General features: G+C 38.3%; 12 protein-coding genes and 1 tRNA gene. 4 read left to right on the top strand and 9 right to left on the bottom strand.

Annotation, left to right across the window (positions count from 1 at the left end; translation table 11 throughout):
• Nucleotides 1–557 (top strand): carboxypeptidase (locus ABDH28_02355; protein ID MEN2997865.1); only part of this gene is annotated, 557 nt, incomplete at its 5' end.
• Here the strand turns inward: ABDH28_02355 and argF are convergent.
• The 3 genes from argF to rfbA form a co-directional block, all read right to left on the bottom strand.
• Nucleotides 554–1,474: an ornithine carbamoyltransferase gene (argF, locus tag ABDH28_02350; protein MEN2997864.1), complete on the bottom strand. Its 921-nt coding sequence runs from the start codon at nt 1,472–1,474 to the stop codon at nt 554–556. The genes ABDH28_02355 and argF overlap by 4 nt on opposite strands.
• 36 nt (nt 1,475–1,510) lie before the next feature.
• Nucleotides 1,511–1,585 (bottom strand) — tRNA-Asp (locus ABDH28_02345).
• A gap of 128 nt (nt 1,586–1,713) precedes the next feature.
• Nucleotides 1,714–2,586, bottom strand: a complete 873-nt coding sequence (gene rfbA / locus ABDH28_02340; protein MEN2997863.1) for a glucose-1-phosphate thymidylyltransferase RfbA — start codon at nt 2,584–2,586, stop codon at nt 1,714–1,716.
• Nucleotides 2,587–2,855: 269 nt separating this feature from the next.
• On the opposite strand from rfbA, the gene ABDH28_02335 reads away from it, so the two are divergent.
• The gene (locus tag ABDH28_02335) at nt 2,856–4,484 is read left to right on the top strand and encodes a restriction endonuclease (protein ID MEN2997862.1); all 1,629 of its coding nucleotides are present in this window, start codon (nt 2,856–2,858) and stop codon (nt 4,482–4,484) included.
• Here ABDH28_02335 and ABDH28_02330 read toward each other — a convergent pair.
• Entirely contained in the window at nt 4,458–5,882 is a 1,425-nt protein-coding gene (locus tag ABDH28_02330; GenBank protein ID MEN2997861.1) for a sigma-54 dependent transcriptional regulator, read from the bottom strand. The genes ABDH28_02335 and ABDH28_02330 overlap by 27 nt on opposite strands.
• A gap of 174 nt (nt 5,883–6,056) precedes the next feature.
• Between ABDH28_02330 and queC the strand changes: the two genes are divergently transcribed.
• On the top strand, nt 6,057–6,749 hold the full coding sequence (gene queC / locus ABDH28_02325; protein MEN2997860.1) for a 7-cyano-7-deazaguanine synthase QueC: 693 nt from the start codon (nt 6,057–6,059) through the stop codon (nt 6,747–6,749).
• A 10-nt stretch (nt 6,750–6,759) separates the two neighbouring features.
• On the opposite strand, the gene ABDH28_02320 is transcribed toward queC, so the two are convergent.
• The 4 genes from ABDH28_02320 to mtnP are packed head-to-tail and all read right to left on the bottom strand — an operon-like array spanning nt 6,760 to nt 9,263.
• Complete coding sequence (locus tag ABDH28_02320) at nt 6,760–7,521, bottom strand: tRNA (adenine-N1)-methyltransferase (GenBank protein ID MEN2997859.1); 762 nt, start codon at nt 7,519–7,521, stop codon at nt 6,760–6,762.
• Nucleotides 7,522–7,527: 6 nt separating this feature from the next.
• A complete protein-coding gene (infA, locus tag ABDH28_02315) occupies nt 7,528–7,746 on the bottom strand; it encodes a translation initiation factor IF-1 (GenBank protein ID MEN2997858.1) in 219 nt (72 codons plus the stop codon).
• Nucleotides 7,747–7,752: 6 nt separating this feature from the next.
• Nucleotides 7,753–8,388 (bottom strand): adenylate kinase, encoded by a 636-nt coding sequence (locus ABDH28_02310; GenBank protein MEN2997857.1) that lies wholly within the window; start codon nt 8,386–8,388, stop codon nt 7,753–7,755.
• 5 nt (nt 8,389–8,393) lie between these two features.
• Nucleotides 8,394–9,263, bottom strand: coding sequence for an S-methyl-5'-thioadenosine phosphorylase (gene mtnP / locus ABDH28_02305; protein ID MEN2997856.1), 870 nt, complete (start codon nt 9,261–9,263; stop codon nt 8,394–8,396).
• 212 nt (nt 9,264–9,475) lie between these two features.
• On the opposite strand from mtnP, the gene ABDH28_02300 reads away from it, so the two are divergent.
• Entirely contained in the window at nt 9,476–9,772 is a 297-nt protein-coding gene (locus tag ABDH28_02300) for a hypothetical protein (protein MEN2997855.1), read from the top strand.
• A 30-nt stretch (nt 9,773–9,802) separates the two neighbouring features.
• Here ABDH28_02300 and ABDH28_02295 read toward each other — a convergent pair whose 3' ends face one another.
• Entirely contained in the window at nt 9,803–11,485 is a 1,683-nt protein-coding gene (locus ABDH28_02295; GenBank protein ID MEN2997854.1) for a SpoIVB peptidase S55 domain-containing protein, read from the bottom strand.
• Nucleotides 11,486–11,705 lie beyond the last annotated feature (220 nt).

The raw sequence follows: 11,705 nt of genomic DNA, 5'->3' as shown, positions 1-11,705 counted from the left end.
AAACAGCTTTCATTGTGACATCAATGATGAGAGATGTTGTGATTAGAGGGACTGGAGCCTTAGTAAGGAGTGTAGGGTTTTATGGAGATGCGGCTGGTAAGACTGGTACTACGTCTTACTGGCGAGATGCGTGGTTTATAGGATTTACTGGAAGTGGGTTGGTTACTGCGATATGGTTTGGTTTTGATAAATCAACAGTCTCAATGGGTAGAGGAGTAGTAGGTGGGACAGTTGCTGCTCCTGTGTTTGGCGAGTATATGAGAGAAGTCTACAGAAAAATAACTGCTCCTCCAATACCATCTCCTTCAATGTCAGGTATAGTAACAGTTGAAATATGCCAAGAATCGGGAAAAATTGCCTCACCTCTTTGTACAAATACTAGGTCTGAATTCTTTATAGTAGGCACAGAGCCGGTAGAGGAGTGTAACGTCCACCTTAAAGAGTATGTTAGGTCAAGTGAAAGTGAGCGAGCTTTTGAGTTTGACTCTAAGCCTGAGAGTGAGAAAGTGCTGAAGGATGATTTTTCTGACTTTAGGGAAGATCTTCTGAGGTTTTAGATTCTGAGTTTTTCGTAAAGCATTATTAGCAGGGCTTTCTGGGTGTGTAGTCTGTTTTCTGCTTGGTCGAAAACTATTGATATATCGGAGTCCATAACTTCATCCGTTACTTCTTTGCCTCTTTTAGCGGGTAGACAGTGCATAAACAATGTCTTTTTCCCAGTGTGTGACATAAGTTCTTTGTTAACCTGATATGGGCTCATAAGGGTTTCTCTTTCCTTCTCCTGCTCCTCAAATCCCATGCTTACCCATACGTCCGTGTAAATTATGTCTGCTCCATACACTGCTTTTTTTGGATCAAGTTCAACGTAGAACTTTGTAGCACCTTTTGATAAAACACTAATTTCAGCTTCAAGATTTTTGTCAAAAAATTCAGCAGGACCTGAAAAGCAGAGTTCCCTTGTTCTTAGAGTTGAGAGCATAAGAAATAGTGACCTTGCTACATTGTTGAAATCTCCGAGATACGTAAGTTTTATGTCAAATTTTTTTAGTTTCTCGTATATTGTGAAAACATCGGCTAGGGCTTGGCATGGGTGCTCGTAATTTGTCAAGGCATTTATAACAGGATATTTAAAGTTCTTTGCCAGTTTTTCAACCTTTTCCTGTTCAAATGTTCTTATTACTATTCCGTGGGCATACCTTGAGAAAACTTTAGCGGTATCTTCAATAGTTTCACCTCTACCTATCTGAAGTTCAGAGGATTGGATAGACAGTGGAACTCCACCAAGTTCACTTATTCCGACAAAAAAGGATACTTTCGTTCTCGTAGAAGGTTTGTCAAAAATCAGTAGGATTGTTTTTCCCGATAGCGCTGAGTTGAATCTAGAACGGTTTTTTTTTAACTTGGAGGATAACAAAAAGAGCCTTTCAATCTCTTGAAGGTTTATGTCTTTGGAAGAAAGGAAATCTTTCTTCATATAGGAACTTCATAGGTCTTGATGCAGAATAAGAAGCGGGGTTGACGGGACTTGAACCCGCGACCTCTGGTGTGACAGACCAGCGCTCTGACCAGGCTGAGCTACAACCCCATTAAGACATAAAGACATTCTATATGTTATTTTCGGAAAATTTCAAGTTAACTGCGAATGTTTCAATAAATTTCAGTTTCCATACTTCTTTCGCTTCATATCAAACTTCTTAGGTTTTTACTCTGTTGCTATTTCGCCAATTCTGCGATGTCTATGAGGTATTTCCCGTAGTCAGTTTTTTCAAGTTCTTTTCCTAGCTTTAGAAGTTGTTCTCTTGTGATAAACCCTTTTCTGAAAGCAATCTCTTCAATACACCCGACATAGAGCAATTGTCTTTTTTGGATGGTTTCTATGAAATTTGATGCTTCAAGGAGTCCATCGTGTGTTCCTGCATCAAACCATGCAAAACCTCTGCCGAAAAGAATCACATTTAGTTTGTTTTTCTCAAGGTATATTCTGTTAACATCTGTAATCTCCAGTTCACCCCTAGAAGAGGGCTTTAGTGACTTTGCAATGCTTACAACCTCTTCGTCGTAGAAGTAGAGTCCGGTAACGGCATAATTGGATTTTGGCTTAAGTGGCTTTTCTTCAATGGAAATGGGTTTTCCATCTTTGTCAATCTCTACAACTCCGTAGCTTCTCGGGTCCTTGACGTAGTAGCCGAATATGCATGCCCCTTCGGTAGAGTTTGCTCTCTCAAGCATAGCGGTAAATCCTTGTCCAAAAAATATGTTATCTCCTAGTATTAAGCAAACCTTGCTTCCCCTTATGAAATCTTCGCCAATTATAAAAGCTTCAGCTATACCTCTAGGCTTTTCTTGGACTTTATACTCAATATTTACACCAATGAATTTACCGTCACCGAATAATCTTTTGTAAAGATCTATAAACTCAGGGTTGGAGATTATAAGTATATCTTTTATTCCTGCAAGTAGTAGAGTTGAGAAAGGGTAGTATATCATTGGTTTATCGTAAACCGGTAAGAGCTGTTTACTGACAGCTTTTGTTACGGGATAGAGCCTGGTTCCGCTACCTCCAGCAAGTATTATTCCTTTCCTCATAACAGTAAGAGTAATTATAAATCCCATTAGCTACTAGATTTCAACAGGGGCTTTGATATTCAAACTTGCAGGACTTGATTTTTTGTAAAAATCTTGTATATTTGTATTGAGAATTAAGAATTTTCCACACCTCCTTCCCGGGCAGGTTCCCCCTTCCTGCCCGTACTCTTCTGTGTATAGTGTTTTTGTTGAAGAGGGGTTTTTTTCTAAGTTTTTGGCTTAAGAGGTTAATGTCTTTGGTTTAGGATTACGAAAATTATTAGTAATCTATGGAGATACTTATAGCATTGCAGATAGCTTTAATCTTAGCCGTTGTTGCTTATATGGTGTTTGCTGGAATGTATAAAAATCAATACAAAATAGTTGAGGAGTTAAAAAGTAAGGGAAGGTATGAGGAGGCTTTGAAGAGACTGTTGAAGATGTTTCAGAAAAGCCGTGATGACATTAGAGTTATATATGAATTAGGAGAGGTTAATAGGCTACTTAAGAATAATCTTGAGGCGATAGGGTATTATCTCAAGCTTTTGGAGAAGGATGTATTTCCTCCTGTAACAACTAAAGGAGATGTTCTTAAGAATGTTGGGTTGCTTTTCCTTGAAGAGAAAAAAATTAGAGAAGCTTTTTACTATCTTTATTATGCTTCTTATTTTCTTCCCGCTGATAAGGATGTGAACTATTACTTATTTAGAATTTTGTTTAGTGAGGAAAATTTTAGACTAGCGGAGACTTTTGGTCAGAGAGTTTTACCATTTTATTCAAAGGAGGCTGATTTTCTTACAGACTTTGCTTTAACAAAGCTTGAGTTGGGAAAATACGGTGATGCTATTGAACTATTGGAGAAGGCGCTTCACTCTAAAAGTTTTAAGACGAGAGTTATTTTGGCATTCACTTTACTTAAGCTTGGTGGTTACAAAAGGGCTATAGATCTAGTCTCTATTCTGAAAACTGAGGAAGGGATACCTGATGCTGTGATGTGTATAGTTTACAAAATAATTATTTACTCTAACTTGTATCTCAAGGGTTTTAATGAAGCTATAAACTATTGGGATCAGTTTTTGACTTTTGCAGTTTCAAAGAATCTGGAAAGGGTTATAAAGGAAATAGGGTTTGGTATATTCATGACATATCTATACTTTTCTAGGTATGAGGATGCTAAGGCTATGTTGTCTACTTTGAGAGAATATGAGATAAGTGAAGCGGTTATAAATTCGGTATCTCCTTTCATAGATGGTGCGATAGAGAGTGTAAGATTGAAGAAGGAGATGAAGAGCTATGATCTAAAACCAATAAGGGAGATTGAAAACTATGTAAATTCTTGGTTGAACTCCTCGTTGAGAGTAGAGGAGATAAGAGAGGCTTTCTATCCAAAGAAGAAGGAAGGTGAGAGGTTGAATGTTCCAGAGATAATCAAGGAGGTTCAGAGTCAACTAGAGCTACACGTTTCCAAGGTGGATGGGATCCTGAAGACAGCTGGGCAGGGACTTTCTGTTGAAGAAGAAGAGGATGTTTGTAATATGTTTGTTGAAAGACTTGATTCTCAAACGTTTTTGACTATATGTGATGAGCTTGTCAAGGCTTTAGGGTTTAATATAAACCAAAAACTTCTGACAGAGGTGTTTGTGGAGTCTGAAGGAGTAGACTACATTTGCACTAGACATAAGGAGCCGGAAAAGTATTATGTTGCCATAAGAAGGTGGGGGACAAACGAGATAGGAAAGATAGCGGTTGTGGATATAAACCAAAAGTCTATAGAAAATAATTGTGATAAGGTTTTAATAATATCATCTGCGCCACTTACGGAGGAGGCACGTGACTTCGTTGAGAAAAATTCAAGAATTGAATTTAAAACTTGCAAAGAGGTTGCTGGTATCCTAAAGGCTATTATCCCTTCTATTTAGGCCAAATTTCTCTATTTTCATTAGTAGTGTTTTTCTAGTTATTCCTAAAATTCTTGCAGTTTTTGATTTATTGTAGTTTGTGAATTTCAGAGTTTCTTCTATTACATTTCTTTCAATCTCTTCAAGTGTTTTCCCAACCTCTACTACAATTATTGGTTTCTTTGGATTGAGGAGAGTTTGTTTCTGTGGGTATTCCGGTATACTAACTATCTTTGGAGATAGAAGTTTAGCTTTGTAGTGTGTTGGTATACACTCGGGGGTAAGTTCGTCTTTGTTACACATTATTACCGCACTTTCAATGAAATTTTGCAATTCTCTTACGTTGCCGGGCCAAGAGTAGGAGATGAGAATGTCAAGTAGATCCTTTGATAGTGTTCTTACGCTTTTCTTATAGGTTTCTGAGTACATCTTCAGGAAGTGGGTTGCAAGTATAGGTATGTCAGTTTTTCTTTGTCTAAGTGGCGGTATGTGTATGGTTATGATATTTATTCTGTAGTATAAGTCTTCTCTAAAGTTATTCTTTCTCACCTCTTCTTCAAGATTCTTGTTCGTTGCTACTATGACTCTTACATCAACCTTTATGTCTTCTTCTCCACCAACTCTCTGAAATTCCTTTTCCTGAAGCACCCTGAGTAGAGCGACTTGCAGTTTGGGAGATACCTCTCCTATTTCATCAAGAAATATTGTTCCACCGTTAGCAAGTTCAAATCTTCCTTTTCTGCGGGTTATTGCTCCGGTAAATGCACCTTTTTCATGTCCGAAAAGTTCAGCTTCAAGCAAAGTCTCGGGGATACTCCCGCAATTTACTTTCACAAAAGGTCCATCTCTTCTAGGACTTAGTGCGTGGATAGCGTTTGCTATCAGTTCCTTTCCTGTTCCAGATTCACCTGTTATAAGAACAGTTGCGTCAGTCCCTGCTACTCGCCTAACTAAGTCCTTTATTTGCTTTATTTCTTCACTCTCCCCTATTATTGCATCAAGTGCGTTTTTTGGTAATGTTGCCTTCTCTTTGTTTTTCTCTAAAAGGCTTTTCCTTATGTCAAGAGCTTTGCCTACGGAAATTAGAAGTTTATCAACATCAGGTGGCTTTATAAAGTAGTCAAAAGCTCCTTGTTTTGTCAAATTTACCGCCTCTTCTACCGATCCATAAGCTGTAAGGATTATGATTGGTAAAAATGGATCTGTTTTTGAAACAATTTTTAGGAATTCGTAACCAGTGATATTAGGCATCTTTAAGTCAAGGATTACTAGGTCAACTTTTTCAGTGTTTATCTTCCTTATCCCATCCTCGCCATCGCTTGAAGTTATTACATTATAACCCTCTAGCTCAAATATTGTTTTTAACCCTTCCCTTATCTTCTCCTCATCGTCTATGACAAGAATCGTCTCTTTAGCCATATTTCCCTATCATTATTTAAGATAGGTGTATATTTTTTCTACATCTGAAGCAGGTCTTAGGGGGTAGGGTAGCCGGGCTACTGGTAGGGTTGTGGTTAAGAGGTTTGGGGGGAGAAGGAAGCTTATATATTTGGCAGTTAGAGAGAGATTTTGGTGGTTATTTAAAATTGGAGTATGGATGACAGAGCGGTGGTTTTACATTCTGGGGGTTTAGACAGTACTACTGCGTTGTTTTGGGCTAGAGATAGGTTTAGTAAGGTTTTTGCTCTTAATGTAGTATACGGACAGAAGCATGATGTTGAGGTCTTTCTTTCAAGAAAGCTGTGTGATGAGTTTGATTTTGAGAGGATAGAGATAGACATAACTGGGCTGAAGTTTTTGTTTTCTTCCTCTTCTTTAGTCGGAAACTTTGGTATCATTGAGGATGATTATCCTAGTAGTGGGGTAATTTCTACTTATGTTCCGATGAGGAATACACTCTTGGGGGTTATAGCGGGAATTGTGTGTGAGATGAAGGATATTACCAACATAGTTTTTGGCGTTCATGCTAGTGATTCTCCTAACTATCCTGATACTCGTCCGGAATGGGCATCTGCTCTTGAGGTAGTTCTTAATACTGGCTCCAAGTTTGCTTTTGATAGGAAGAGAGTGGTTGTTCATACTCCTTTTGTTAGTCTTGCAAAGAGGGATATTGTTTTGCTTGCTAAAAGGTTGGGAGTGCCTTTTGAGCTTACCTGGAGTTGTTATTCTCCTAGGTATCTTGGTAATGTTGTAAAGCCTTGTATGGAATGTCCGTCTTGTAGGGCTAGGAAAAAGGCTTTTGAGGAAGCTCAAGTGCAAGATACTCTTGGACAAGTTGAGATGTGATCCTTTTGTTCTAAATTATGGTATTGTATGCAAGTATGATATACACTGTATGTGAGACCATTCTCTCCCTAGGGCGTGTTATGCCTTCTCTTAGGTAGATTTCCCTTTCTAGTATTTCTACACACTTTATTCTGGTGAAATTGTGTTCTTTTAGTGATTTAAATGTTGCTTGCACCTGTTCTACGGTAGGAACTACTATTGATATTGATGATCCTGGCTTTAAGGATTTTTTTGCGTGTGGTATGATGTTCCACGGTTCTGGTAGGTCAACTATTACGCAATCTGCGTTTTCAACTCCAAATCCTTCGGAAGCAACGTCTCTTAGTTGCAGGACAACTCTATCTTGTAGTCCGTATCTTTCAATGTTTTTCCTAGCGTTTTCAAGGTGTTCTTCGTTTTTGTCAAACGAAAAAACTTTGCCATTAGGTCCAACTATTATAGCTAATACGGATGTCATAGCTCCTGAACCAGTGCCTACTTCCAAAACTTTGCTTCCATCCTTTATCGTTGAGTTCATTAAAATGTATCCAATATCTTTAGGATACATTATGTTTGTTTTTCTTTTGACATTGAGAACTAGGTCCTCTATGGATGGTTTCAGGACAAAAAACTTGTGTCCTTTGTTTGTTTCTAAGACATCCCCCCAGTTTAATTTCTCGGGTAAGACAATTTTACCTAAGTGACACTGAAAGTAATAGCCTTTTTTGTAGGATATTGGGTACTTTGCTCTATCCGAGTTATAGAGGTATACTATCTCTCCTTCATCAATCATAGTTGGTTATTTATACCTGTAGACTATTCTGCCCTTTGTCAAATCGTATGGTGAGAATTCTATTATCACTCTATCTCCTTCAATTATCTTTATTGAGTTAAGCCTTATTTTGCCCGAAGGGTGGGCTATGACTTCTTTTCCGTTATCAAGCTTAACCTTAAATATTGAGTTAGGCAGTTGCTTTACAACTACTCCTTCAAACTTCAAAACATCGTCTTTAGCCATACACCTCTACACCCCAAGTACAGAAAGTATTTCATTTTTTATATCGTCAAAGCTTTTATTTCCGTTAACTATAAGCAGAATCTTTTTACTTTCGTAATATTTCACGACCGGCAGTGTATCTTTGTTAAATGTTTCAAGCCTAGATTTTACAACTTCCTCGCTATCGTCCTTTCTCTGTGAAAGTTCGCTACCGCACTTGTTGCATTTGTTTTCTTCCTTTGGGGGATTGTAGTAGATGTTGTATACGCTTCCGCAGTTTAGGCATACTCTTCTTCCGGTTACTCTTCTTAGGATCTCATCCTCGGAAGTGTCAATAAAGATGACTTTATCAATTTCTATTCCTTTTTCTTCCATTATTTTCACTTGGTTTAGATTTCTTGGGAAGCCATCCAGTATGTATCCATTTTTGTATTTCTCTTTTTTTATTTCTTCTAGTAGGACATCTGCTATTATTTCGTCTGGTACTAGTTTCCCACTCTCAACGTATTCCTTGACTTTGTTTCCTAGGGGAGTTCCGGAGGATATCTCACTTCTTAATATGTCACCAGTTGAGATGTGGGGTATACCTAGTTTTTCACTGATTAACTTACTTTGTGTGCCTTTGCCAGCTCCTGGTGCACCTAAGATAAGTAATCTCGTCATAATCCCTAGCTCCAATATTTTTCGTAGAAAATAGCTAAAGCTCTTTTGATCTCTTGTGGTATCCTGTCTTTTGAAGTTACGATTGCGAACTTAGCGGATTCCTCACAAGAGCATTTAGAAATATTGATATTCTTTATTATAACTGGTAGGAGTTTGAGGATGTTGTCAGTGTTCTTTCTCATATACTCCATAACCATTTCCGCATTTACGTCTTCATGTCCTTCATACCAGCAATCGTAGTCTGTGACCATTGATATCAGTGAGTAGCACATTTCAGCTTCTCTTGCGAGTTTTGCTTCACCTGAGGCAGTCATACCTATTACGTCTGCCCCCCATTGTCTAAACAAATTGCTCTCTGCTCTGCTTGAGAACTGAGGACCTTCTATGGTTATGTAGGTTTTTCCTGTGTGTATTACAATCTCAGGAAGATGTTTACTAGCTATTTCCTTTATCTGTCTTGAAAGTTCGTTGCAGAAAGGATCTGCCATTGAAACATGACCAACAAGTCCAGTGGAAAAGAAGGTAAGTTCTCTCCACCTTGTAAAGTCAATCAGTTGTGATGGTATTACAAACTCCATTGGTTTTAGTTCTTCTCGTAAGCTACCAACAGCGCTTACCCCTATAAGCTTTCTAACTCCCAAGAACTTCAGTGCCCATATATTTGCCTTCATTGGTATTTTAGTAGGAGGATAAATGTGTCCTCTGCCATGCCTTGGTAAGAAAGCAACTTTCCTACCTTCAACATCAACAATGGTTATTTTATCTGAGGGTTTTCCAAATGGAGTGTCAATTTCTACTTCATCAATTACCTTAGCTGATGAAAATGCGTAAAGGCCACTACCTCCTATCACTCCTATTTCTATCCTATGCTCCATAGTGCTCCTTCAAACTTTGGTATAAAGATAAATAAAAGGGTGCTTTCTTTTCAAATTATTTTTACTAAGTAATAAAGCCTAATTTCTATTAGGTAAACAAACAAGCTTTCCTGAACTTTCTGGTTGTCTATTCTTCTTAGTTGTTAGGTATATAGTCAGTTATAAAGCTTCACTCCACACTGAGCTTTTATTGAGAAGGGACCTATCCTACTTTGGTTAAGGTGCTATCTAATGTTGTTACTTTTAACTACGACTACTTTGATGATGTTGTTCACTGGGGATGCTGTGATGCTATGGTAGGAGTTTCTGATGCTGTAGGTTCTGTTAATGGTGGTGCTTCTATGGGGGGATCTTTAGCTAGGTTTTCCATAATTGATAACTATCTTTACGCTTTAAGGTATGGTTATGCTATAAAGGTTTTTGAGCTCTCAGATCCGACTAATCCTAAGGTTGTGAAGATTTTTTCTTTAACCAATGGGATACCTTACTCTCTATCTACCCTAGAGTAAGGACAGAACTGGAATGGAGTTAATATTTCATTATTTCACGAATACTGAGGTTGATGATATTCCGCCTATTGGAAATTCTTCTGTTATTTCCTCTTCTACTATGAAGGGGATGAGATTCTTAGACCTGGGTGTGAGAGCGAAGGCTGTTGAGAGGTAGTTGGGGAGGAGTTCGTAAACGTAGCCTCCGCTTGCATAGCTAGCAGATGGTATTTCTAGGTAGAGCACAAGTTTCTCAACTCTGAGATCTTCGGAGATAAAGTTATAGAGTTTCTCGTAGGTATCAAAGGTTATTGCCTCAGGATAGGAGTTTATTTTCTGTATGCTTCTCAATGCTTTGTTCACTGCTCCTATTGTGATTTTAGTTCCGCTTGCTACCCATGTTGGTATCTTTACTTTGAATTCTCTAAGTATTATATCTCCCCTAAGCTTTTTTATGCCTACACTGATCTTTAATTCTTCTCCAGGGGAGACAGTGACTTTGGAGGGTATCACAAATGCAATAAATCCTACATCTAGGGGTTTCGTTTCAACATCAATGTGTATTCTGTTTATGTCAACTTTAAAGAGAGGGTTATACATTAGAAATTCAAGTATTGAGTTTACATCGGATAGTGAGATAGCATAACCCTGGCCTAACTGATAGACGGGCACTATGTCCTTGAAATCTAAAGCGAACTCTTTGTCCAAGCCTTCAAATTTGAAGGAGAGTGAGCATTTAAGTTCAACATTTCCTTCTCCTCCAAGTGCCTTGGTTCTCAGGATAGATTCGTTTACGACAGCGGATAGAAGGATGGGAAGGAGATTGTTGTCTTTAGCGAGATAGTAAGTGTAGAGGTTTTTTCTGTCAACGTTTACTGTTGCTTTGACTAATGGAGCTTTTTTGCCTAATACGCAGAATACTCCGCTCCCTCCGTCAAACTCTAGGCTTCCTACAATCTCTCTGGGCACGGCTATTTTAAAAGATAAATTCTGTCTTGGGACAATTGCTACTGTCTCCACTGTGGATATGGGTATTGAGGTTTTGCCAATAAGAAATGCAGGGTGTCCTAGGCCGAAAACTTTATTGCTCTCAATGTAGGTTACTGTTCCGATAACAGTAAGTTCAATATCTCCGCTGACTAAGTTTATACCTATTCCATCACCAGGTCTAAAGATTGAGGAGTTTCTATCCTTCTCTTTGGTAGTAAACGAGGAGAATGACTCTACAAGTAGAACATTCCACTTGCTCAGCTTGGACTCAAGTATTTCCTTTGTGGTCTTGGAAATACCACTTGCAAGTATGGGGGTAGTGTATTTGATACTGCTGGGTAGAAAGATTTCATTCATTGCATACTTTTCAAGAGGAATCATTTCTTCTAGTGGGGTTATGCCTACCATTGGTTCTTTGAGGAATGTCCAAGTGAAGGAAATAGCTCCAATTATCTTGTTGTTAACATAAACCGGACTTCCACTCATTCCAGCAACAACACCCGTGTTTCTTATCTCTTCATCATTTATTCTGGCAATTATCACTCCCGACTTAGGAGTGCTCTTTAAGATACTTACAATTTCAATTTCAAATTCCTTGATTTTGTCATCATTCCATCTGGTGATACCTACTCCTTTTTGACCTTCTCTGATCTCACTCAATAGTAAAAAGTTGGTGGAAAAGGAAATATTGCTGTTTAGCAGTAAGGTTATAACCGCTAGTAAAGTTCTGCATTTCATCTTCATAAGGAAATGATAAACAACTGGTCGCATAGTTTCCAGTTCTGTAAGAGAGTCAATAAGGTTTAGAACTTGTGATTAGGCAGGTTTCTCTTTTACTTTTCTCGCAGTCCCTGCGGGACTGGAAAAGTTTAAATGGTTTTTAAATACAAGAAAGTTCCTAAAACCTCTAGAACCTTTAGAAATGCTCCAATCTGTTAGCTCATAACCTGGAGATATGGATAAG

This window comes from Brevinematia bacterium, assembly GCA_039630355.1.
GTDB lineage: Bacteria > Spirochaetota > Brevinematia > DTOW01 > DTOW01 > SKYB106.
Note: the sequence above shows the minus strand (reverse complement) of the source record. Positions and strands in the feature narration are given on the sequence as shown.